The sequence below is a fragment of the Rufibacter sp. DG15C genome, from assembly GCF_001577755.1.
Lineage (GTDB): Bacteria > Bacteroidota > Bacteroidia > Cytophagales > Hymenobacteraceae > Nibribacter.
Genome location: NZ_CP010776.1, coordinates 2,605,649 through 2,629,570 on the forward strand (window position 1 = coordinate 2,605,649; position 23,922 = coordinate 2,629,570).

General features: G+C 49.1%; 22 protein-coding genes. 9 read left to right on the plus strand and 13 right to left on the minus strand.

Annotated features, from left to right (window positions below):
- Positions 1–70: 70 nt before the first annotated feature.
- The 5 genes from TH61_RS11130 to TH61_RS11150 all read right to left on the minus strand — a co-directional run bounded on the left by TH61_RS11130 (position 71) and on the right by TH61_RS11150 (position 4,029).
- The gene (locus TH61_RS11130; RefSeq protein ID WP_066509155.1) at positions 71–697 is read right to left on the minus strand and encodes a class I SAM-dependent methyltransferase; all 627 of its coding nucleotides are present in this window, start codon (positions 695–697) and stop codon (positions 71–73) included.
- A gap of 110 nt (positions 698–807) precedes the next feature.
- Positions 808–1,248, minus strand: coding sequence for a hypothetical protein (locus TH61_RS11135; RefSeq protein ID WP_066509157.1), 441 nt, complete (start codon positions 1,246–1,248; stop codon positions 808–810).
- 191 nt (positions 1,249–1,439) lie between these two features.
- Complete coding sequence (locus tag TH61_RS11140; protein WP_066509159.1) at positions 1,440–2,222, minus strand: LytTR family DNA-binding domain-containing protein; 783 nt, start codon at positions 2,220–2,222, stop codon at positions 1,440–1,442.
- Positions 2,222–3,283 carry a sensor histidine kinase gene (locus TH61_RS11145; RefSeq protein WP_066509160.1) on the minus strand — a complete coding sequence of 354 codons (1,062 nt, stop codon included), beginning with the start codon at positions 3,281–3,283 and terminating at the stop codon, positions 2,222–2,224. The genes TH61_RS11140 and TH61_RS11145 overlap by 1 nt, the downstream gene beginning before the upstream one ends.
- A gap of 110 nt (positions 3,284–3,393) precedes the next feature.
- Entirely contained in the window at positions 3,394–4,029 is a 636-nt protein-coding gene (locus TH61_RS11150; protein ID WP_066509161.1) for a hypothetical protein, read from the minus strand.
- Positions 4,030–4,197: 168 nt separating this feature from the next.
- Here TH61_RS11150 and sugE point away from each other — a divergent pair, with 168 nt between their 5' ends.
- On the plus strand, positions 4,198–4,524 hold the full coding sequence (sugE, locus tag TH61_RS11155; RefSeq protein WP_066509163.1) for a quaternary ammonium compound efflux SMR transporter SugE: 327 nt from the start codon (positions 4,198–4,200) through the stop codon (positions 4,522–4,524).
- Positions 4,525–4,580: 56 nt separating this feature from the next.
- Here sugE and TH61_RS11160 read toward each other — a convergent pair whose 3' ends face one another.
- The 5 genes from TH61_RS11160 to rsfS are packed head-to-tail and all read right to left on the minus strand — an operon-like array spanning position 4,581 to position 9,342.
- The gene (locus tag TH61_RS11160) at positions 4,581–5,375 is read right to left on the minus strand and encodes a hypothetical protein (RefSeq protein ID WP_066509166.1); all 795 of its coding nucleotides are present in this window, start codon (positions 5,373–5,375) and stop codon (positions 4,581–4,583) included.
- Between the two features lie 13 nt (positions 5,376–5,388).
- The gene (locus tag TH61_RS11165; protein ID WP_066509167.1) at positions 5,389–6,168 is read right to left on the minus strand and encodes a UDP-2,3-diacylglucosamine diphosphatase; all 780 of its coding nucleotides are present in this window, start codon (positions 6,166–6,168) and stop codon (positions 5,389–5,391) included.
- Positions 6,152–6,802, minus strand: coding sequence for a lactate utilization protein (locus TH61_RS11170; protein WP_066509170.1), 651 nt, complete (start codon positions 6,800–6,802; stop codon positions 6,152–6,154). Before TH61_RS11170 ends, TH61_RS11165 begins: the two co-directional genes overlap by 17 nt.
- A gap of 40 nt (positions 6,803–6,842) precedes the next feature.
- A complete protein-coding gene (gene ftsH, locus TH61_RS11175; protein ID WP_066509171.1) occupies positions 6,843–8,954 on the minus strand; it encodes an ATP-dependent zinc metalloprotease FtsH in 2,112 nt (703 codons plus the stop codon).
- A gap of 49 nt (positions 8,955–9,003) precedes the next feature.
- Complete coding sequence (gene rsfS / locus TH61_RS11180; protein ID WP_231862208.1) at positions 9,004–9,342, minus strand: ribosome silencing factor; 339 nt, start codon at positions 9,340–9,342, stop codon at positions 9,004–9,006.
- Between the two features lie 100 nt (positions 9,343–9,442).
- On the opposite strand from rsfS, the gene TH61_RS11185 reads away from it, so the two are divergent.
- From TH61_RS11185 to rlmB, 4 genes are all read left to right on the plus strand, one after another.
- Positions 9,443–10,201, plus strand: coding sequence for a biotin--[acetyl-CoA-carboxylase] ligase (locus TH61_RS11185; RefSeq protein WP_231862209.1), 759 nt, complete (start codon positions 9,443–9,445; stop codon positions 10,199–10,201).
- A 186-nt stretch (positions 10,202–10,387) separates the two neighbouring features.
- Complete coding sequence (locus TH61_RS11190; RefSeq protein WP_066509176.1) at positions 10,388–10,993, plus strand: T9SS type A sorting domain-containing protein; 606 nt, start codon at positions 10,388–10,390, stop codon at positions 10,991–10,993.
- A gap of 126 nt (positions 10,994–11,119) precedes the next feature.
- Positions 11,120–14,080: a protein O-mannosyl-transferase family gene (locus tag TH61_RS11195; protein WP_066509178.1), complete on the plus strand. Its 2,961-nt coding sequence runs from the start codon at positions 11,120–11,122 to the stop codon at positions 14,078–14,080.
- 259 nt (positions 14,081–14,339) lie between these two features.
- Positions 14,340–15,152: a 23S rRNA (guanosine(2251)-2'-O)-methyltransferase RlmB gene (rlmB, locus tag TH61_RS11200; protein WP_066509180.1), complete on the plus strand. Its 813-nt coding sequence runs from the start codon at positions 14,340–14,342 to the stop codon at positions 15,150–15,152.
- 97 nt (positions 15,153–15,249) lie between these two features.
- On the opposite strand, the gene TH61_RS11205 is transcribed toward rlmB, so the two are convergent.
- Both TH61_RS11205 and TH61_RS11210 read right to left on the minus strand, forming a co-directional pair.
- Positions 15,250–16,326 (minus strand): mannose-1-phosphate guanylyltransferase, encoded by a 1,077-nt coding sequence (locus TH61_RS11205; protein ID WP_066509181.1) that lies wholly within the window; start codon positions 16,324–16,326, stop codon positions 15,250–15,252.
- 2 nt (positions 16,327–16,328) lie between these two features.
- On the minus strand, positions 16,329–17,297 hold the full coding sequence (locus TH61_RS11210) for an SIS domain-containing protein (protein WP_066509182.1): 969 nt from the start codon (positions 17,295–17,297) through the stop codon (positions 16,329–16,331).
- Positions 17,298–17,368: 71 nt separating this feature from the next.
- On the opposite strand from TH61_RS11210, the gene recQ reads away from it, so the two are divergent.
- From recQ to TH61_RS11225, 3 genes are all read left to right on the plus strand, one after another.
- Positions 17,369–19,549 (plus strand): DNA helicase RecQ, encoded by a 2,181-nt coding sequence (gene recQ, locus TH61_RS11215; protein ID WP_066509186.1) that lies wholly within the window; start codon positions 17,369–17,371, stop codon positions 19,547–19,549.
- A gap of 172 nt (positions 19,550–19,721) precedes the next feature.
- On the plus strand, positions 19,722–21,026 hold the full coding sequence (gene purD / locus TH61_RS11220; RefSeq protein ID WP_066509188.1) for a phosphoribosylamine--glycine ligase: 1,305 nt from the start codon (positions 19,722–19,724) through the stop codon (positions 21,024–21,026).
- A gap of 136 nt (positions 21,027–21,162) precedes the next feature.
- Positions 21,163–22,446 (plus strand): acetyl-CoA hydrolase/transferase family protein, encoded by a 1,284-nt coding sequence (locus TH61_RS11225; RefSeq protein ID WP_066509189.1) that lies wholly within the window; start codon positions 21,163–21,165, stop codon positions 22,444–22,446.
- A gap of 311 nt (positions 22,447–22,757) precedes the next feature.
- On the opposite strand, the gene TH61_RS11230 is transcribed toward TH61_RS11225, so the two are convergent.
- Positions 22,758–23,180 (minus strand): BrxA/BrxB family bacilliredoxin, encoded by a 423-nt coding sequence (locus TH61_RS11230; RefSeq protein WP_066509190.1) that lies wholly within the window; start codon positions 23,178–23,180, stop codon positions 22,758–22,760.
- A gap of 302 nt (positions 23,181–23,482) precedes the next feature.
- Between TH61_RS11230 and rpsT the strand changes: the two genes are divergently transcribed.
- A complete protein-coding gene (rpsT, locus tag TH61_RS11235) occupies positions 23,483–23,740 on the plus strand; it encodes a 30S ribosomal protein S20 (protein WP_066509191.1) in 258 nt (85 codons plus the stop codon).
- The last annotated feature ends 182 nt before the right edge of the window (positions 23,741–23,922 follow it).

Sequence of the window (23,922 nt, forward strand, 5' to 3'; positions counted from 1 at the left end):
TTTTGGCTTGTTTTGGAGGAATCAGGCTAAAAATGAGGGTGTTTTGGGAGAGAACTAGCTAGTTTTTTGATTAGGCTTTCTTGAAAAACAGGGCTAAGATTCTAGGGGTGGTGCTTCTGTCATCACCGTCAAAATATTCTTGCATGCTTTCCAGGGCTAACCCATTTTGTTGGGCCGCCTGTATGAAGTCACAGACATGGTGGGTGAAGCAAGTGAGTTCTACACGGCCATTAGGCGTGTCAAATCTAGCCTTGGTACCAGCGTATTGTTTGAACGGGTGTAGTTCGCCCACATAGACATAGCCGTTGGAGGGCAACACTTGGGCTGCTTTTTGAAAGATGGGTTCTAGCTGTTCAATATGCTCCAGCACCAAGCTGAAGGTCACCAAATCATATAGGCCATTTGCAAATTGCCAAGCTTGGGTGATGTCTGCCTGCCGGAATTCAACGATAGGGGAGGTTACCTTTTGCTTGGCTTTGGCGAGCATGTTCTCAGAGAAATCTACGGCCGTGACCTGTTGTGCGCGCGTGGCTAACCAAGTAGTGTTCTTGCCCGTGCCGCAGCCAATTTCCAGGCACCTTTCAAAGTGAAGACTGTCCGCCATTTCCTGCAACGCCCGCTCTTCTAGATCTCTGGTTCTGTTTTTATTGGTGTCATACTGGGTAGACCAGAGGTTGTAGGCTTGTTGGATATCCATGGAAGAATATGGTGGCTAAGAAGGTCTTGGTTTGATCCTAACGTCTTGGCTAAACGATGGGCAAGACCGTCGTCCGAGCCTTGCGTTTAGCTGTTGTTGTGGGCCGTTTTTTAATTTTCCATTATCATTGTATTGATAACCTTCCATTTTCCATTATCCCTCTGAAATCTGAAGTTAATCAATAGCCCTTCTATTGGGTATTCTATTTGAAGCCTAAGATTCTTGCCACCATAAGTCCAATCACCAATGCTCAAATAATTTTTAATATTCTCTTTTTCTATAGTTTCTTCGTTTACTATTCTAATCTGCTGTCCGAATTTTTTAAATCCTTCAAAACTGTCTGCCGTTATAAGGCCAAATTCTTGCAAGGTCAAGATTGTTCTTGTCGTATCAGCCCTTCTGTGTAAATATTGTTGCAGTTCTGGCAAATCAACAGCAAGGCGTATTATTTCTTTTATTTCATTGATAGGCATTGCCTCACGCTTTTGCGCTATAGCACTCCAAGGCAGAATTAAAAGTCCAAGGGATAATATAATTGATTTAATTTTCATTTTATAAATGCCCACAACTACTGTATAAACGTGAACATACGCTTATCTGCCCTATAGGAGAAGACAAGCATACGGTTTACTACCATTATTGACAAATAATCGTAACTGGACTGGCTAATGCACTTTATGATAATACATTGAAATAGAGTCTATGTTTTTAGCCTCATTTCCAGAAAACAAGTCAAAAACGATTACTTGCCCAGCCATTCCTTGAACGCATGGGCGCGCTCGCTGCTAATAATGATTTCCTTGTCGGTGGTGGGGCGCACGTAGACTTTGAGGCGGCCTTTCATGTAAGGATGGATCTCATCTATGGCGTGAATATGCGAAATGAACTGGCGGTTGAGGCGGTTGAAATATTCGGGGTTGAGGATTTCCTGGAGCGTGTCCAGGGTGAAGTCCGTTATGAAGCGCTGGCCGGCGTTAGTGACCAGAAAGACAATCTTGTCCTCGGCGTAGAAATAGGCAATCTCTTCAATGGATACGGAGCGTATCTTCTGGCCGCTCTTTACCAAGAAACGGTTTTTGTAGACAGGCGTGGCTTCGGCTTTGCCGCGGTTGAGCATAGCCATGACGGTTTCCATGTCCAGGACCGGGGCCGCCGGTTGCTCCATCTGGCGGCGAAGGGACTTGAACTTGTCCATCGCTGCGCCTAGGTCCTCATTGCTAATGGGCTTGAGCAGGTAGTCAATACTGTTGACCTTGAACGCCTTGACGGCATACTCATCATAGGCCGTGGTGAAGATGATGGGGCACTTCACTTCTACCTTCTGGAAAATCTCAAAGCTGTTCCCATCAGAGAGGTGAATGTCCAGGAACGCCAAGTCTGGGGCCGGGTTGGTCTCAAACCATTTCACGGCGTTTCTAATAGAGTCAATGGTGCCCACAATCTGGATGGTTGGGTCATAGCGCAAGAGTTGCGCCTCCAGTTTTTCTACGGCCAGGTACTCGTCTTCAATGATGAGAATGTTCATTACGCAGCGTTGGTTAGAAGCGGTAATTTGGCAATAAAATTGGCATCTGTCACCTCCACGTCCACTTTTTTATCTGTAATGAATTTGTAGCGGTTGATGATGTTTTTAAGACCAACGCCGGTAGACTCCTCGCGGCTTTCGCGCAACTGCAGGTTGTTTTTGATGATGATGTAATCGCCTTCCACAAACACGTCAATGAACAGCGGCTCATCCCGGCTTACAATGTTGTGCTTAATGGCGTTCTCCATAAGGAGTTGCATGGTCAAAGGCGCCACCATGTGGTTAAGCAACTCATCTGGTACTTGTATGTTCACACGCAGATTCTCCCGGAACCTGATCTTGAGCAGGAACAGGTACGAGTAGATGAAGTCCAACTCCACGTGCAGCTGCACCAGCTCCTTGTCCTTGTTTTCCAGCACGTAGCGGTACACCTTGGAGAGCTGCTCCACAAACTTGGCGGCCAGGTCCTGGTCTTTGTAGATAAGCGAGGAAAGGGCGTTCAGGCTATTGAACAGAAAGTGCGGATTCACCTGCTGCTTCAAAGACTCAAACTGCACCTTGATGGTCTCTTTCTTTAATTTTTCTGACTGCACCAGGTACCGGTGCCACTGGTTATAGAAATAAATACCAGACCGGATGAAGTGAACAAACAGCAAAATGATGGACCCGAACACAAAAGCCGCTTTGATGTCACGGGAGGCCATGGCGTCTGAGAAACTGTAGGACACATGGCCCAAGATTAGGCGGGGTACCACCTCAAACAAGATCATCACCAACAGGATGTAGGCCTGAACGGCCACCCATTCATAGACAAAGCGGCGCAGGCCGTACTCGCGCCAGTCATATTTCTTGCTCAGGCGTTTGGCAATGCGTCTGGTCCCTTCCAAGCTCACGTTCACCATCACAGAGGTGTACATCAACCTAAAGATGTCTGTAGGCACAAAGTCCTTTAAACCGGTTCTATGGATGAAAAAGAAGGTCCAGAAGAGAACGAAGGCAATGCCGGTGTTGGCAGCGTAACGAAGCAGTTTCTTGTGCTTCAGGTAAAAGGGCTTCTTCATACGGGGCGGCTGGTGCTCAGCCTCTCAATAGCTAATTCAGGAAGAAAATAAGGGTCATTTTTGGTCTGCTTTACAGGAAATAGGCCAAAAACAATTATTAAAATTAAAGGTCAGAAACGACCAAACTTGGCGGTAAGCGTGAGGGCAGCGGTACTTAGGTCTTTGTCAGAGGTCTTGGGGAGGGAGACGCCGTGGGTAAACCGATAGCTAAAGGTCAATCCCAAGCGCATGAAACGCGCCAGGTTGAGTTCTGCCTGTACGCCGGGCTCAACGACCATGAAGGCGTCTGTGTCATACACCTCATAGCTGTAGTTGCCGGTGTTCTGGTTGTCTGAAAAGTTATCTGTATAGGCGGCTCCACCTAGACCTACCATCAATGGGAACGTGAGGTGGAACAATTTATCTGGTTCTGGAATGTACTCCAATAGCGCTCCGCCATAACCCACTTGTAGAAACGCATTGTTGGTCTCTTCAATCTCACCTATGTTGGTTTGGGTGGTGAGACCATAGCCCGCCAGCCCTATGGCCACTTTGTGGTTCATGAGCCAGGCCGCTCTGCCCCCCACCATGAACCCCGACTTGTCATGAAAGCGCGTCAGCTGCAAGGAGGGCGCCAGGTAAAACCCATGGTTCACCTCGCCCTGAAAAAGCACCTCGGGCTCTTTGGCCGTGGGCACCTCTGTCTGCGCCCAAGCAGTAGCCATACAGGCCAATAACAATAAAAACGAGAAAGCCGTTTTCAGCATAGGATTACGCGGGAGTCCTTCTTTTTTTGGACCGCCTCTAAAATTAAGGTACGCAAGTAACTGCTTTAGTTGTTGCTAGACAAGCATTTCCTGACCAGAGCGGCATAAGTCACGCCCAAGTGGCTATCTTGCCCCTTGAAACGTATTTTGGCTCTCATTCCATCTACTATGAACACCGCCTGGATTTACCTGGTACTAGCAGGACTTTGTGAAATTGGCTGGGCCTATGGCCTCAAGTACAGCGAAGGCTTTTCCAAACTCTGGCCCAGCGTCATTACCGTTATTGTCATGATACTGAGTTTTGTCTTGCTGGCCCAGGCCATGAAGACCTTGCCACTGGGAACCGCCTATGCCTCCTGGACCGGTATTGGGGCTGTAGGTACTGCCATTTTAGGAATAGTCTTATTGGGTGAACCCAGAGACGCCGTCCGCTTGATCTGCATCGGGTTGATTATTGCTGGGGTGCTGGGGTTGAAGTTTTTAGCGAAGGAGTAAGGTAGCAGTCACCCTTCGTTTTTGGCCTGTTTTCTGAAAATCAGCCCGAAAACGCCTTAGCGCCAGCGGTAGGCTGTGAGCTGGGTAGGCGTAAGCAAGTACAAGAACCTGTCTCCGGCCAAGGCCTGTGTGTAAGGAACGGTGGATTCTGGCAAAGTGACTGAGCGCTCCTTCAGTGTATACAGGTGTTGGAACTGTAACTTGTTGTCTGCCAGGTAATACAGCTCATCGCCTAGCAAGCCAATATAAGACAGGTTGGTGATGGGCAAGCGCTGCTGGTAGTTGCCCATGTTGTCAAAGACATAGATACCCGACAAGCGGTCTACCATATACAGTTTGCCCTGGTACTCGCGCAAGTACCGGATGTCATGCTGCCGCCGGTCAAGGGTGAGTTCCAGCGCAGTTTCATGGGTGATGCGAGTCAGGCGGGTGTCAATCTTGAGAAGTCTGAAGGTGCTTTCGTCAAATAGCCATAAACGGTCATCGGCGGCCAAGGTAGCGGCCCTGACGGTACCATCTGTATAATCCCGCAAATCTGCCAAACCCAACGGCGTAAGGAAGCGGTCAAGTAACTGGATGCGTTGGCGGTCATCATAAAAGGCTATAATCTTAGCCATGCTCCAGGCCTCTACGCTGGCCAAATGACCCTGCACCGTTGGGGAGAACCTGTTAATGACTTTGCCTAAAGTGTCTAGCTGCAGAATGTTCTGCTTGGCATCTGCCAGATATGCTCTATCAAACCGATCTAAGGACAATAGGGAATGGGAGGGAGTTGACAGGGTGAACGCTACTTTTAAAGGCGTGCCTGACTGCGCGTGTCCTGACAAAGCCAGACACAGCCATAGCAACATAACCAACAAAAGTTTAGGCGTCTGCTTTCTCAAAATACAATAGGTTGAGTTGCTCTCCATCATACACGGCGTAGGAGCAAAAATTGACCCACTCTCCCAAGTTCAAATAACGGCTTTGCTCACCAATAGGTAAGTCTAAAGGCAAATGCCGGTGACCGAATACATAGAAATCATGGTGTTGGCGCTGCTCTACCTTGTTGCAGTAATGTACCAGCCATTCATCATCGCCTAAGAACACCTCGTCATGCACCGTGTTCTGTAAGCGGCTTTTACGGGACCAGTAATTAGCCAAGCCAATGCCCATGTTGGGATGGATGCGCGCAAACAACCATTGGCTTACCCGGTTGGCGAAAATGCGCTTGAGTACTTTGTAAGTATGGTCTTTGGGGCCTAAGCCATCACCATGGCCAATGAAAAAGGTGTGTTTGCCAATCTGCGTGGAGACGGGTTTTCTGATGATGGGAATGTTGAGCTCTTTGGGGAAGTAGTCAAACATCCACATGTCATGGTTGCCCGTGAACAGGTAAATGGGAATGCCGCTGTCAGCTATTTCAGCTAATTTTCCTTGCAGCCTGATGAATCCTCTGGGAATGGCGTGGCGGTACTCAAACCAAAAATCAAAGATGTCGCCTAGTAAGTAAATAGCATGGGCATCTTCTTTGACCTGATCCAGCCAGCGCACAATCTTCTTCTCCCGAGCCAAGCTTTTCTCCGGGGTGGGCACTCCCAAGTGAAAGTCAGACGCGAAGTAGATCTTCTTGCCGGGCGGGAGGTGCTCAATCGGTGTAATCATCAATCAGGAAAAGGATTAATTCTTTGGGGCCGTGGGCGCCCATTACTAGGGTTTTTTCAATGTCGGCGGTGCGGCTGGGACCACTCACCAGGGAGATCATGGAAGGAATGCGCTTGCCATATTTCTCTTCCATCAGCAACAACGCGTCTTTGATTTCGGGTACCAGTTGCGAGAGCTTGGCTACCACTAAATGCATCTCGGGGTAGACAGACAGTCTGCGCCCGCTGCCTGTAGCTGAAGATACCAAAATGCTTCCTGTTCTAGTGATCAACGCCTCGCAGGTGGTTAAGGCCGCTTGGGCTTTGCCAATGAAGTCATCCTCGGTGCCATTGAAATTGATCCCGCCAGCGTGCAAGATTTTCTTGAGCCCAGATTCCCAGACATAGAGGTTGTCCAGGCCGCGTTCCTGCTTAAACGTGAAGAGTTGGTCAAAGAAGTCTTCCTCGCTTTCGCAGTACACAAAGGTGCCCGCGTTCCGGATGAAGGTCTCTGCAAATTGCACAGAAAGTTCTTCCAGTAAGGGGCCGTGTACAGACGTGGTGAAGTCTGGCGTAGGAGGCAGAAAAGGCGCTGACATAGCCAGCGCCTCTCTTACCTTGCGGAGCACAATCTCTTTGGATTTCGCTTCGTACATGAGAAAATTCTAAAATGTAGCCGTTTGGGCCAGAGTAATACTAAGAATTTAACGTAGGTCCTGTGCCCATTCCAGCGCTTGGTCTATCCTCAGGCTCCACGGTGGTTGGCGTCTCTTCCTGACCGTTTTGCGCATCTGAAGGAATAATCACATGCGTATCTGCCTCCACCTCACTTTGGGTTTTGCTACGGTCTGTACCCGCCGTGTGGGCTTGGTACGTAGTCAAGCCTTCAAACGGACGCTTTCCTACCAAACGCTCCAAGTCATTCTGGAAGATGATTTCCTTCTCCAACAGTTCTTGGGCTACCAATTCTAATTCTGGACGTTTCTCGGTCAATAACTGAATGGTACGGTTGTAGGCATCACTCACCAACAGACGTACTTCAGAGTCAATGGTCTCTGCAGTGGCTTCTGAGTAAGGCTTAGTGAACGCGTTGTCTGGCTGCTTAGAGTCATAGAAAGACAGGTTGCCAATGCGGTCATTCATGCCGTACATGGTCACAATGCTGTACGCCATCTTGGTGATGCGCTCTAAGTCGCTCAGCGCACCCGTAGAGATTTTCCCGAAGACAATCTGCTCAGCGGCACGACCACCTAAGGCCATGCACATCTCGTCTATTAACTGCTCAGTGTTATAGAGGAACTGTTCTTTTGGCAGGTACTGCGCATAACCCAAAGCGGCAACACCGCGTGGTACAATGCTCACTTTCACCAAAGGATCGCAGTGCTCCAGGAACCAGCCTGCAATGGCATGACCCGCTTCATGGTAGGCTACAATTTTCTTCTCTTCTGGAGAGATGATTTTGTTTTTCTTCTCTAAACCACCAATTACGCGGTCAATAGCATCATTGAAATCTTGCATCTCAATGGCTTTCTTGTTGCGTCTGGCAGCGATCAGAGCGGCCTCATTACAAACGTTGGCAATCTCAGCACCGGCAAAACCTGGCGTCTGGGCGGCCAATTTCTTGGCATCCACATCTTCGGCTAAAGTCAACGGGCCTAAATGCACGTTGAAAATCTGCGTACGACCGTTCACGTCTGGCTTGTCAATGCTTATCTGGCGGTCAAAACGACCTGGACGCAACAAGGCAGAATCCAGAATGTCAGGACGGTTGGTAGCCGCCAGGATGATTACCCCAGAATCGGTGGCAAAACCATCCATCTCCACTAGCAGGGAGTTCAAAGTGTTCTCACGCTCGTCATTGCCGCCGGGCATTTGACCGCGGCTACGGCTACGGCCAATGGCGTCAATCTCATCAATAAAGATGATACACGGGGCTTTGGCTTTGGCCTGCTTAAACAAGTCACGCACACGGGCCGCGCCCACGCCCACAAACATCTCCACGAAGTCTGAACCAGACAAAGAGAAGAAAGGAACGTCTGCCTCACCGGCTACGGCTTTGGCTAATAAGGTTTTACCAGTGCCCGGAGGGCCTACCAGCAAAGCGCCTTTCGGGATTTTACCGCCTAGAATGGTGAACTTGGTAGGGTTCTTCAAGAACTCTACAATCTCTTCAATCTCTTCTTTGGCTTCCTCTAGACCGGCCACGTCCTTGAACGTGATTTTTACCTTGTTCTCGGCGTCAAACAGCGCGGCGCGTGATTTACCAATGTTAAAGATTTGGCCACCGGCTCCGCCACCCGCCATGCGGCGCATCAAGAACCAGAAGCCTACCATTAACAGGATAAAGAACGGCCAGCCCATCAGTATTTCCATCAGGCCTGCGCGCTTCTCCGTCTCCAACGGAATGCGCTGCTCTCTTGGCGTGGCCGCCTGCATTTTGTCAAAATCCTCTTTGAAACTTTCAGCGGAGATGATGTCAAAATGGTAGTGAGGACCGGTTTTGGTAGCAAAGGTGCCGCGGTTCTCTAGTTGGCCTTTGTATTTGTCATTGTTGAGCGCCTCTTCCTTGAGCGTTACCTCAACACTGTTGTTGTTCACTACCGCCACCCGCTTTACGTCTTGGGCCATGAGCATGTCCTCAAAGGCATACTGCTTGATCTCAACGGTAGAGTTTTGGTTGTTGTAATAGGTAAGACCAAAGATAAACAACACCAACGCCGCTAGCACCCACATTTGCATGGTAGGCTTGGGAGGAGTGTTGGGGATTATCTTGCGCCTTTTATTCTTATTCTCTGGTTTTTCAGTCATGGATTGTTTTCGTCAATAAACAAGTAAACTTCAGGCAGAGGGGATATGTTTAGACCACCGCCTTACTGGTGCCTTCTTCAGAGGCTACGTGCGTGATTTCAGCATCACCCCAGAGTTCTTCAAGGGCGTAGAAATCACGTTTTTCTTTCAGGAATACGTGCGCCACAACATCTACGTAGTCCAGTACCACCCACTCACGGTTGGTACGGCCTTCGCTCTGCCAAGGATACTCTTTGGTAAGTTTAAATACTTCGTCTTCAATAGAGGTGGCAATGGCGTCCAATTGCGTATCTGAACTGGCAGAAGCAATAATGAAGTAGTCTGCCACGGCATTCTTAAGGGATTTCAGGTTTAAAACCACTATATCGGCTGCCTTTCTTTCTTGCATTCCTTTTACTACCAGCTCTGCCAATATGTCGGATTTATCCTTAATCGTGTTTTGTTTCATCTGGGAAATATAAATTTGATCTTCAATAATACGAATGTCTTTGCAAAATCTTTCGCTGAATACCCTGTTTGTAGGGCAACTACTGCTGTTTTTGCCTGAATGCGCCTCTACCAATACCGTGGCACAGGAGCTAATTAACAAAAATGGCGCCACAGACGGTTGTGTCATCATTGCGGGCGCCCAAACCGGCGGGCGCGGCCAACGTGGCAATACCTGGGACGTGGAACCTGACAAAAACATCACCTTGTCCTTGGTGCTCAAGCCCACCTTCCTGGAGGCAAACCAACAATTCAGTCTCAATATTGCCGTTTCTTTGGCGGCTTTGGACCTGCTTAAATCCCATCTGCCCGAAGGCGCCAGGATCAAGTGGCCCAATGATCTTTACTACCAAGACTTAAAGGTAGGGGGTATCTTGATAGAAAACGCCATAAGTGGCAGATTCTTGCAACACACCGTCATTGGCATTGGCATAAACATCAACCAAGTCACCTTTCAACATGAGCGCGCCGCTTCGTTTGCTCTGCTGGCCGGCAAGGAATTCTCACTGTCCGGCATGGTCACCAAACTATTAGAGAACCTGGAACGACGGTACCTGGCTTTGCGCGCCGGTGCCCATGACCAACAAAAACAGGAGTACCTACAACAGCTGTACCGTTACCAGGAATGGCATCCTTTTGAAATTGAGGGCCAGCGGGTGATGGGTCAGATAGCCGGGGTAGACGCGGTAGGAAGGCTGGCCGTCATTGTAGAACAGAAATTGCAGTTCTTCCAGTTCCAAGAGATCAAGTACGTTTTCTGAGCCCCGTTTTTGGCCTGATTTCTGGAAAACAGGCCAAAAACAACCACTTGAGCGGCAAGGGGTTAGGTTCAAGTTAAGGAGGTGTTAAATATGTGTTTTTTGCCGTCTTTCATTTGCTTTTAACAATATAGGCGGTATATTTGACCTGTTCAGGAAGGTATCCAAAGAATAGGAAGCATATATGGTATGAAGATTTTTACGCGCGTTCTTTTAGGGTTTTTAGCTTTCTGTCTGGTTTTTGGAAGCCAGGCCGCGGCTATTGGCGTGGTGCCGGTGGGTACCAGATCCACAGAGGCCTCAAAGTCAGATTCAGTGCAGATGGTATGGCGCAGTGGCACCAGCTTGACCGTGATGGATTTTGGTATTTCTACGGCTCTCAACTTGCCATCTTATAACCCGAACGCGAAGAAATATTCTCCCTTCTTGCACGTAACCACTAACAAGAAAAACAAGTCTTTTGCGGTAAAGCCTAGCATACGCAACGCTTCTGCATATAAGTCTGGCGTAGCCCGCACGGTGAGCGCCGCCTTGAAAGAGCACAAGGTGATTCCTTCTTTAAGCGCATATCCTAACCCGTCTACCGGGGTCATCAACTTCTCTTTAAACCCAGTAGGCGATGACAACTACAAAGTGCGCATCTCTAACACCATTGGCAAAGTGATCAGAACCTATGAGGTAGGGCAGTCTGCCTTGCCGCCGGTAGATTTGTCTGAGTTGCCTGCTGGTATTTATTTCTACAGCCTGTTGGTGAATGACAAGATGGTGGAGACCAAGCGCCTGATCTTACAATAGTCCTTTCCAAAAGCACCTATATGAGAAGAGCCAGCAATTGCTGGCTCTTTTTTTTAATAAATGGCCTGGCCGCGCGCTAGGCTTTCAGAAAATTGCTAATTTCGAGGGTTCAATCAATAACACATCATGCTTCAATACAAACGGATTAACAATCTGGTGGGGTGGCTCGTTTTCGCGGTGGCAACCATTACGTACATACTCACGCTGGAGCCCACAGCCAGTTTCTGGGATGCCGGCGAATTCATTGCCTGCTCTTACAAGTTATTGGTTCCCCATCCGCCGGGAGCGCCCTTCTATCTATTACTGGGACGCATCTTCTCCTTGTTTGCCTTTGGTGACGTCACGCAGGTGGCCTGGTGGGTGAACATGCTGTCGGCGCTGTCTAGCTCGTTTACGGTGCTGTTCCTGTTCTGGACTATTACCATTCTGGCGCGCAAATTATTGGTGCAGGACCGTACAGTTGAACCGACTATGGGCCAAACCATTGCCATCATGGGCAGCGCGGCCGTTGGCGCTTTGGCGTTCACGTTCTCAGATTCTTTCTGGTTTTCTGCCGTAGAGGCCGAAGTATATGCCTTATCCGCGTTCTTTACCGCGTTTGTGGTGTGGGCCATGCTCCGCTGGGAGATCAGCGCCGACAAACCAACCGCCGACAAATGGTTGATCTTGATTGCCTACATGGTGGGTCTTTCCATTGGCGTCCATTTGTTGAACTTGGTGGCCTTGCCAGCCTTGGCGTTCATCTTCTTCTTTAGATTAAAGAAATATTCTACCAAAGGCGCCATTCTTACCCTGGTGGTAAGCGCGGTGGTATTAGGGATTATCCTGGTAGGCGTTATCCCGGGCTTGCCGTCTATTGCTGGTAAGTTTGAGGTGATATTTGTGAACAGCCTCGGGTTGCCGTTTGGCAGTGGCGTGATCTTCTTTGTAGCCTTGTTCATTGCCTTGCTGGTTTGGGCTATTAAATACTCCACTAAGAAAGGCAATCGCCTTCTGCACACGGCACTTGTTTGCTTTGTTTACATCCTGATCGGTTATTCCTCTTATTTAATCATTCCTATCCGGTCAGGTTATGACCCGACGATTGATGAGAATGACCCTGAGAACATTGTCAGCTTTGTTTCTTATCTGAAGCGTGAGCAATACGGCGACCGTCCTTTGTTAATTGGACCGCAGTTCAACGCAGAGCCGGTAGACCAGGAAATTGGCGCTGACCAGTACATCAAAGGACCAGAGAACTACATTAAGGTAGACCCTAAAGTAGAGCCGGTGTACAACAGCGCAGACAAGGTGCTCTTGCCACGTCTATACAGCAACGCACCAGGTCACTTGCAGCAATACCAGAAATGGACCGATGTGCAGCAGGGCCAGAAGCCTAGCTTTGGCGCCAACATGGAGTTCTTGTTCAAGTACCAGATGGGGCATATGTTCTGGCGGTACTTCGGGTGGAATTTTGTGGGCCGCGAAGGTGACATTCAAAACTCTGGGGTCTTGTGGCCATGGGAGAGTGACAACGGCCTGCCAGAGCGTATTTCTGAGAGCAAGGCCCGTAATAACTTCTTAATGTTGCCATTGGCTTTGGGTATTCTTGGCCTCATCTTCCAGATTAGACGCAAAGAGCGCGATGCCTTCATCATTGGCTTGCTCTTCATCTTTACCGGTATTGCCATTGTGGTGTACCTCAACCAGCCGCCAATTGAACCACGTGAGCGTGACTATACTTTCTCGGGGGCATTTTATGCCTTTAGCATCTGGATTGGATTGGGCGTGTTGGCCATTGCTGACTTCCTGAGAAAACTAATGAAAGCCGATGTGGCTGCCGGTGCTGTGGCTTCTCTTATTGGCTTAGCCATACCAGGCGTGATGGCCGCCCAAGGTTGGGACGACCATGACCGTTCAGACAGATACCATTCCCTGGACTCGGCTAAAAACCTGTTGAGCTCCGTAGCGCCTAACGCCATCCTGTTCACCAATGGTGACAATGACACGTTCCCGCTGTGGTACGCCCAAGAAGTGGAAGGCTTCAGGACCGATGTGCGTGTGGCTGTATTGAGCTACATGAACACTGACTGGTACCTGGATCAAATGAAACGTCAGGCCTACCAGTCTGAGCCCTTCCCGATGAGCTTAGAAAATGCTAACTACCGTCAAGGCATCAATGACTACCTGCCGTACATGGAGCGTCCAGAAGTAGCCGCTGGTATTGACCTGAAGCAGTACATTGAACTGGTGAAAGCCAACCATGAGGCCCTGCAGATTGGTGATCGCTCGGGCAAGACGTATTTGTCTTTCCCAACCAAGAACTTCTTCTTGAACGTGGACAAGCAAGCCGTGATTGCCAACAACGCCGTTGACAAAGAGCATCAGGATTCTATTGTGAGCCGCATGGCTTGGACCATCAACCAAGGCGGGCTGGAGAAAAAACACCTGGCCATTCTAGACTTGATTGCCAACAACAACTGGAAGCGCCCTGTCTACTTCTCTACCACGGCAGACAACTCAGACTTTGTTGGCTTGGACAACTACCTGCAGCTAGAAGGCTTGGCTTACCGCGTAGTGCCGGTTAAGAGTCCAAACAAAGAGAACATGGGCTACATTGCCAAGGACATCATGTATGATAACATGATGAACAAGTTCTCTTGGCGCAACATGGACCGCGAGGATATTTTCTACGATGAGAATTACCTGCGTTTCCCGGCCAACGCCCGTGACAAATACTACCAGTTGGCAGTAGAGTACATGAAAGATGATGACATGGCCACGGCCAAAAAAGTCTTGATGCACTCCCTTGCCCAATTGCCAGACAAGTCCATCCCGTATGACTACTACATGCCACCATACGTGGTTCCATTGTACCAACTAGGCGAACAGAAGAAGGCGCAGGAGATTGTGGACGTAATGTACAAACGGGCTGACCAAGCCTTGGCCTATTACTTTAACCAAGAGGCGCTCTTTGACTCTGAGATTAGAATCAACTTGTTCATCTTGCAGCAATTGATGCAGGTATGCAAGCAGATTGGTATGAATGAAAAAGCTGCCCAGGTTGAGCAAACCTTTATGCGCTACTACAGCCAAATGGGTAACTAAATTAAACTTTATAGTAATTAAAAGAGGCTAGCCGGAAACGGTTGGCCTCTTTGTTTTTGGAGTGGCGTTTTTGCCATGTTTTCTGGAAATGAGGCCAAAAATGACCAGTTAAAATCGTCCTTTTGTCCATGGAAACAGGAACAGGCACTTCGTTTTACAATGCCCATACAAGCGTCTTTGCCGAAGTTTGAAGAAATCCCTCTACCTTTGCCTTAAGTTGGCGCGCCCTTATTTAGGCCTGCCGTAAGAAAATAGATGCATGGAGAACAGAAATTACAGAGATAAAGACGGCGGCGGACGCCCAAATTACCATAGACAACCCAAGGTAGACAAGATGGAGATGGTGTTTGGCCTTCGTCCCATTTTAGAAGCGCTCAACGCCGGCAAAACTTTAGAGAAGATCTACCTGCAGAAAGGCGTCAATCATAGCATTAGCCAAGAGATTAGTGAGCTGGCCAGAGCTGCGGGTGTTCCTATTTCTATTGTTCCTATTGAGAAACTGGACCAGCTGACGCGCAAGAATCACCAAGGAGCCGTGGCGTTCCTGTCATCAGTGACGTACTTGCCACTAGACGAGATTGTGGCCTCTATCTTTGAAAAAGGCAAAGACCCTTTGCTGTTAGTGCTGGACAGAATCACGGATGTGCGCAACTTTGGCGCCATTGCCCGTAACGCCGAGTGTATGGGCGTGGACGCGATTGTGATCCCAAGCCGCGGCGCTGCTCAGATTAACGCAGACGCTTTGAAGACCTCTGCCGGCGCCTTGAACCTGATTGCCGTTTGTAGAGAGAATAACCTAAAAGACACGCTTCATTTCTTGAAGGAGTCTGGCATACGCGTAGTGGCCTGTACTGAGAAAGCCGAAGAAGAATTAACCGATGCCTCTGTAGACTTGACAGGGCCTCTTGCCATTATGATGGGAAGCGAAGAGGATGGTATCTCTCCAGAGTATTTGAAGCGCGCCGATGTACGCGTGAAAATTCCGATGACCGGACAGATTCAATCCTTGAACGTGTCCGTGGCCAGCGGTATTGTCTTGTATGAAACCCTTAGACAACGCAGCAAAGCATAAGCTTGTAAGAATTATAAAAACGGCACGGCCCGACATTGTTGAAATGTCGGGCCGTGCCGTTTTTGACCTGTTTTCCAGGATATGGCCTAAAAATGGCTTAGATGTATTGGTTGCCTTTCTGAGACTTAGCGTCAGAGACAAAATCCTTCACTTTCTGCTCATCTTCGCGGCGGCAAATCATGAGCACGTTGTCATGCTCTGCAATGATGTAGTCCGTCAAACCCTGCACTACCACCAATTGGTCTTTAGGCGTTTTGATGATACAGTTGTTCACGTCATAAAGCAGAATGTTGCCATCCACAACGTTGCCCTCAGAAGTTTTTTCTGTGACGCTGTACAATGAGTTCCATGTACCCAGATCCGACCAGCCAAAATCGCCCTCAATTACAAAGACGTTGTCCGCCTTCTCCATGATGCCATAGTCAATAGAAATGTTGCGGGAATGGGAGTAGGCTCTTTCAATAAAAGCTTCTTCCCTGTCTGTGTTCAACACTGCTTTGCCTTCTTCAAACGTGTCTGCTAATTCACTTAGATGTAGTTCAAAAGCATGCACAATGGCTTTTACACTCCATATAAAAATACCCGAGTTCCAAACAAACTCACCGCTGTCAAGAAACATTTGGGCAATCTCCAAGGACGGTTTTTCTGTGAAGGTCTTCACCTTCTTCAGGTCGTCTTTCTGGCTACCTAGGAACTGAATATAGCCATAGCCGGTGTCAGGGCGGGTAGGCTTTATGCCTAGAGTGACCAAAATTTCTTGGCTAGCAGTGGCCTCTAAGGCTTGGTTTATGCATTTCTTGAATGGCTCCTCCCGCAGAATGACGTGGTCTGCCGGACTTACCACAATATTGGCGTTCGGGTTTTTGGCTAGTATTTTATAAGAGGCAAAGGCAATGCAGGGAGCGGTATTACGGCCAATGGGCTCCAGTAGTAGCTGGTCTTCGCCTAAATTGGGTAGATGCTCTTTTACCAAGGCTTCATACTCTCTGTTGGTGACCACATAAATATGCTCAGGGGGGCATATGCCTTCAAACCGCTTCACGGTTGACTGCAACAGGCTTTCCCCAATGCCCAGTACATCATGGAACTGCTTAGGGTGGTTGATGCGGCTAAACGGCCAAAACCGGCTGCCAATGCCGCCGGCCATGATCACCACGTAGGTATTCGCGTTCATGTCTAAATTAATCCTTCTTTCAGCAAATCGTGCAGATGCACAAACCCCACAAAGGTACCAGATTTAGTGACAATGAGCTGCGTAATGTTTTTTTGTTGCATAATGACCAGCGCTTCGGCGGCGTAGGCGTCTACGTCAATGGTGAGCGGGGAAGGCGTCATGATGTCCGTGGCATGAATGCCTTTTAAGTCGTCATGGTTGGAAAGCATGCGGCGTAAATCACCATCCGTAATAATGCCCACCAAAGCTTCTTGGCTGTCAACCACCGCGGTGGCGCCCAAACGTTTGGAAGAAATCTCAATGATGATTTCCTTGAGCGCCGCGTCTGCTGAAACTTTAGGAGCCGCGTTCAGCAAATACAAATCTTCAACTTTCAAGTATAAACGTTTGCCCAAAGAGCCGCCCGGATGCAAAGCCCCGAAGTCCTCGCTGGTAAAGTTTCTAGCCTCTAACAAACAAACCGCCAAAGCATCTGCCAACGCCAAATGCGCGGTGGTGCTAGTGGTGGGCGCCAGGTTATTAGGACAGGCTTCTTTCTCAATGGTGGCATTGAGGACAAAATCTGCCTGTTGCGCCAGGTAAGAATCTGTGTTGGACACCAGGGCCGCCAATTGCGCTCCTTTGCGCTTAAGCAGGGGAACCAGCACCTTTATCTCGGGCGTGTTGCCGCTTTTGGAGAGGCAGATGACAAAGTCCTCAGATTGTATCATACCAAGGTCGCCGTGAATGGCGTCTGCCGCGTGCATGAACAAGGCGGGCGTGCCGGTAGAGTTGAAGGTGGCCACAATTTTGGTGGCAATGTTGGCGCTTTTCCCTATTCCAGTCACCACTACTCGGCCTTTAATGGCCAAAATAGCCTGCACACAGGCTTCAAACTCATCATTAATGTAGTCTGCCAATTTCAACACCGCCGCCGCTTCTTCCTGCAGGACATTTTTTGCGATGTTTTTGATATTTTTCGTGATATTCAAGTTAAATTTGTATTAGACAAGACAACAAAAGACAGTTTACCAGAACCTTGTTTATAACACAGGAATCTCACATGTTAGTGAAACAAGACAATTTTTTAAAAAACAAATTAAAGGAAGTTTTCGGCTATAGTCAATTTAGGGGCAACCAAGAAGCGATTATCCAAAACATCATGGAAGGCAAGAACACGTTTGTGATCATGCCTACCGGCGCGGGCAAGTCGCTTTGCTACCAGTTGCCAGCGCTGGCCATGGAGGGAACGGCCATTGTCATTTCCCCTTTAATTGCCCTGATGAAGAATCAGGTGGACCAGCTGAACGCCTTTGGCGTGAACGCGCAGTTCCTGAACTCCACGCTTTCCAAAGCAGAAATAAACCGCGTAAAACGGGAGACCATTAGCGGCGAAGTTAAATTGCTGTACGTGGCCCCAGAGTCTTTGACCAAAGAAGACACCCTGGATTTCTTAAAGCAAGCCAAGATTACGTTTGTAGCCATTGACGAGGCGCACTGTATTTCTGAGTGGGGTCATGACTTCAGGCCAGAGTATCGCAAAATCAGAGGCATTATTGACAGCATAGGCAACCTGCCTATTATTGCCCTTACCGCCACGGCCACACCAAAGGTGCAACTGGACATACAGCGCAACCTGCAGATGGACGACGCATCTGTGTTCAAATCCTCTTTCAATAGAACCAACCTGTATTATGAGGTGCGCCCTAAGCACCAAACCAAAAAACAGGTCATCAAATACATCAAGAAGAACAAAGGCAAAAGCGGCATCATTTACTGCTTGAGCCGCAAGAAGGTAGAAGAGATAGCCGAGCTCTTGCGCGTGAACGATGTGAAAGCCTTGCCGTACCACGCCGGTTTGGACGCACCCATCAGGATGGCCAATCAAGATGCTTTCTTGAATGAAGACGCCGACGTGATTGTGGCCACCATTGCCTTCGGCATGGGCATTGACAAGCCAGACGTGCGCTTTGTGATTCATTATGATACGCCTAAGTCCATTGAGGGCTATTACCAGGAGACAGGCCGTGCAGGACGGGACGGACTGGAGGGCAACTGCCTCATGTTCTACAGCTACGATGACATTGTCAAGTTGGAGAAGTTCAGCAAGGACAAACCGGTCACCGAGCGCGACAACTCCAAACTACTGTTGCAGGAGATGGCCTCTTACGCAGACTCAGCGGTGTGTAGAAGAAGACAGCTATTGCATTACTTTGGGGAGATGTACAACAAGGACTGTGGCTTCTGCGACAACTGCGTGCACCCCAAAGAGAAGTTTGAGGCTGAGAAGGAATTGATTCTGGCCATTAAAACGGTGCAGCAGACCAATGAGCGCTTCCCGATGGATCACCTGGTGAACGTGCTCACGGGCATGAAAGACCAGTACGTGGAAAGCTACAGCCATGACCAGCTAGAAGTCTATGGCGCTGGCAAGGAGCACGACGCCGCTTACTGGAGCTCGGTGTTGCGCCAGGCTTTGCTGTTTGACTACCTGGAGAAGGACATTGAGAACTTCGGGACGGTGAAGATTTCTGACAAGGGAAGAGAGTACCTGCAGAAGCCACACCCTATCAAGTTTGCTAAGGACCATAACTTTGAAGAAGAGGTACAGCAGGAAGAAGAGAAGGTAGAGACGCAGGCCGCGGCCGGGCATGACACCGTTCTGTTTGACATGCTGAAGTCTTTGCGGAAGAAGCTGGCCAAGGAGATGAACTTGCCACCATACGTGCTCTTCCAGGACCCGTCCATCAAGGAGATGGCTACCACGTACCCTACCAACAAAGAGGACCTGTCACATATTGCAGGCGTGGGGATGGGCAAGGCCCAGAAGTTCGGGAAGCCGTTCCTGGAGCTCATCACCAAATACGTAGAGGAGAACGAGATTGAAACCGCCGCCGATGTGGTGGTGAAAACCACGGTAAACAAGTCTAAGCTCAAAATCTACGTGATTCAGCAGATAGACAAAAAAATGGACCTGGAGGAGATTGCCTCTTCTAAGTCCATTACCATGGCTGAGTTGATTGAAGAGATTGAGCATATCTGCTACTCGGGCACCAAACTCAACCTGGATTACTACATCAATGGGGTATTGGACCATGAGCGCCAGCAGGAAGTGATGGATTACTTTATGAACGCCACCACTGACAACATGGCCGAGGCGATGAAAGAACTAGGCACTGATGATTACACCGAGGATGACTTGCGTTTGATGCGCATCAAGTTCTTGTCTAAATACGCCAACTAAAATTGGCAGAGCGTTAGAAAAAAGAAAAAGCAGGTGGCAACACCTGCTTTTTTTGTTTCCTTTGTAGAGCACTTCGTTTTTGGGCTGTTTTCCAAGAAGTAGGCCAAAAACGGACAAGGCTTCATTTTGAATCATACCTGCGCGGCCACGCCCGGGTGCAAACCAAAAGAATATGAATGTCCTCATCATCGGCTCTGGCGGCCGCGAGCACGCCCTCGCCTGGAAATTGCAGCAAAGCCCTTACTGTGACAAAATCTACGTAGCGCCCGGGAACGCCGGCACGGCTCAGATTGCCACCAACGTAGACATCTCCACCATGGATTTTGAGGAACTGGCCAAATTCGCTACGGACTTTAACATCATGATGGTAGTAGTGGGCCCCGAGGATCCTTTAGTGGCGGGCATCTCTGACTATTTCGCGGAGCGGGAATACCTCCAGAACATTCTGGTAGTAGGCCCTTGCAAGGCGGGTGCGCAGCTAGAGGGCAGCAAGGACTTCTCCAAGCAGTTCCTTCTCAAATACAATATCCCCACAGCGCAATACCAGACCTTCACGGCTGACACTCTTGACCAAGGCTTAATGTACCTGCAACAGCAGTCATTTCCTATTGTCTTAAAAGCAGATGGATTGGCTGCCGGAAAAGGAGTGGTCATTGCCAAGGATTTTGAGGAAGCCAGTTTCACGCTCAAAGGCATGCTTTTGCACAGCAAATTTGGCAGCGCGGGCAACAAGGTGGTGATTGAGGAGTTCCTGCAGGGCATTGAAATGTCGGCGTTCATACTAACGGATGGCAAAGAATATGTCATGCTGCCAGAGGCCAAGGATTACAAACGCATTGGCGAGGAAGACACTGGCCTGAACACCGGCGGCATGGGCGCTGTCTCCCCGGTACCGTTTGCCAACGAGGCCTTTATGGCCAAGGTGCGCGAACGCGTCATTGAGCCTACGTTAAGGGGCTTACAAGAAGAGAACATCCCATACTCAGGGTTCTTGTTCATTGGGTTGATGAGCGTGAATGGAGAGCCTTACGTGATTGAATACAATGTGCGTCTGGGGGACCCCGAGACCGAAGCCATTTTGCCCCGCATCCAGTCAGATTTGTTTGAGCTGTTCAAAGCCCTGCATGACCATGAGTTGGGACAGTTCAACCTGCAGATAGACCCGCGGTCGGCCACTACCATCTTCCTGGTTTCAGGCGGTTATCCTGAGGACTACGAGAAGGGTAAAGAAATCCATGGTCTGGAGAAAGAGGTGCCACAGGACGTGTATTGCTTTCATGGCGGCACCAAGAAGAACGGACAAGGTCAGGTAGTGACGGACGGCGGACGCGTCATGGCCATCACCGCCTTGGGCAACAACATGGAAGAAGCGCTCAAAAAAGCCAACCTGACAGCCACGCACATCAAATGGCCGGGCCGCTATTTCAGGCAAGACATAGGTTTTGACCTGCGCAAATATGTAGCCGAGCGATTATAGCCTGTTTTCTGGGAATTGAAGCAAAATGACGAGGGTCAGCCAAACGGTTGGCCCTCGTCATTTATACAAGGGGCAACGTGGCGGTAATTTTGTCGTTGGGTAAGAGAGTTCTTTTACCGTCAATACCGCACCTGCCATGATCATTTCCACAGAATATACCTCCGCTGAAGAAGCCGTCAAACTCATAAAATCTGGGGACCGCGTGTTTGTGCATGGGGCCGCCATGACGCCGCTTAGGCTGGTGAACGCAGTGTCTGCCCGTTCTTCAGAGCTGCGGGAGGTAGAGTTCATCCACATTCATACCGAAGGCCCAGCGCCCTATACAAATCCAGAAAACGCCGGCAGTTTCAAGACCAACGCGTGCTTTGTGGGCGGTAATATTCGGCAGGCCATCAATGAAGGCCACGCAGATTACATTCCCATCTTCCTGAGTGAGATTTCCTTTTTATTTAGGAGAAAGATTCTGCCTTTGGATGTGGCCTTGGTGCAGGTGTCGCCGCCAGATGCGCACGGCTATTGCAGTTTGGGAGCGTCTGTAGACATAGCCTTGTCAGCGGTAGAGACGGCCAAGATCATCATTGCTGAGGTGAATCCACGGGTGCCTAGGTCCCACGGCGATGGCGTGGTACACATGAAGCAGTTCCATGCCAAGGTGTGGGTAGACGAGCCCTTGCCTGAGCATTTGGGCAAGCACACGGGCAGTGTAGAGCTGCAGATAGGTAGAATGGTAGCCGAGCTGGTAGAAGACGGTGCCACGTTGCAAATGGGCATAGGCGGCATTCCGGACGCAGTGCTTGCGCAGCTGATGAACCACAAGAACTTGGGCATCCACACGGAGATGTTCTCTGACGGCATCATTCCCTTGGTGGAGAAAGGCATCATCACCGGGTCCAAAAAACGCATTCTTCCCCACAAGATCGTCTCCTGTTTTGTGAACGGTTCTCAGAAGGTCTTCGATTTTCTGGATGACAACCCGGGCGTGGTCTTGAAGGAGGCCGTCTATACCAACGACACTTCCATTATTCGGCAGAACCCCAAGGTGACGGCCATCAACAGCGCCATTGAGGTGGATTTGACCGGCCAGGTCTGCGCTGATACCATTGGCACCTATCAGTTCTCAGGAGTAGGCGGCCAGATGGATTTTATGCGCGGCGCGGCCCTCTCTGATGCCGGAAAGCCCATCATTGCCTTGCCCTCCATTACCAACAAAGGCGAGTCCAAGATTGTGAACATGCTCAAACCCGGGGCCAGCGTCACTACTACCAGAGCCCATGTGCGCTACATCGTGACAGAATACGGCATCGCGGATTTATACGGAAAGAACCTGCGCCAGCGCGCCAAGGCCCTTATCCAAATTGCCCATCCCAACCACCGCGAAGAACTGGAACGGCTGGCCTTTGATCGGTTTAAGACGCTGTAGGGTAGTTGTTGTTGGTTATTTGTTTATTCGAACTAGAAAATACGGATTCTTTCAAAAGTGAGCGGTGGTACTCCGCAGTGCCTAGTCTCTACAGAATCCGCGCATTCAGTCCCCCTTTGAAGGGGGTAGGGGGATGATTATGCATACAGATGGTTTATTTCCAATACAAACCCCCTCATCCTAACCTTCTCCCTCAGGGAGAAGGGACTGTGCTGATGCGTTTTTAGCCTGATTTCCAGAAAATAGGCCAAAACAGAAAAGCCTGACGCAATCAAGTGTCAGGCTTTTCTGTGAGGTTGCAAATAAGATGATTACTTAGCGCAGTAGTCTTCAAAGGCGCCTTGCAGGCTGTCCACGATTCTGGTCAGGTCGTTGCCTTCAATGTGATGGCGCTCGATCATGTGCACCAGCTCGCCGTCCTTAAACAAAGCGATGGAAGGAGAGGAGGGAGGATAGGGTAGCATGAACTCGCGGGCTTTAGCCACGGCGTCACCTTCCATGCCGGCAAATACAGTCACCAATTTGCTAGGCTTGTTTTCACTGGAGGCTACGGCCATTTTCAGGGCCGGACGGGCTTTAGAAGCGGCACAACCACACACAGAGTTGATGGCTACCAACACGGTGCCTTCTTTCTGGTTCAAGACAGATTCTACTTCTTCTGGGGTCATCAATTGCTCAAAGCCAACAGAGGTAAGGTCTTCCCGGATTGGGGCCACCATATATTCAGGATACATTCCCATGGTTCTTTTATAAAATTTAGGTGCGTGAATTCTTATTTTGTTGTAAATTTACAGAATCAAGCCTAGAACACCACACCTAGTCCTTTGGTTTCCAGTATACCGCAGGAAAGCTAAACCTGTAAAGAAGGATAGATTGGTGGACGCTAGGGCCATGCAGGCTGTATTTGGCCGGTAAGGCTAGGAAGAATATTAAATTTTAATCCCTTCCTTCTTGGAATTAATCTGGCAGTCTTGTAGTTTTGCAAACTCATTTAGAACCAGAAGTCAAAAGCATTTATTTATATTCACTGTAAACCATGGCTAACCACAAGTCAGCAATAAAGAGAATCAGATCTAACAACGCGAAACGCTTGCTTAACCGTTATCAAGCAAAAACTACTCGTACGTTTGTAAAGCGTTTGAAAAACACCACCGACCAGGCTGAAGCCCAAGAGCTTTTCAAAACTGTGTCTGGTATGCTAGACCGTTTGGCCAAGAAGAACGTGATTCACAAAAACAAAGCGGCTAACAACAAATCTAAGTTGGCCAAGTTTGTAAATAAATTAGCAGCCTAAGTTTAAGGACCCGTTCCTTTACTTACGTTGAACAAAAAGCCTTGCCCCATGCAAGGCTTTTTGTGTTGTAGAGACTTTCGTTTTTGACCTGGTTTCCAGAAAACAAGCTAAAAACGAAAATCCAGAATAGCTTGTAACAAAAAGGCCCGCCTCCATTTGGAAGCGGGCCTTCTTGTTGTATT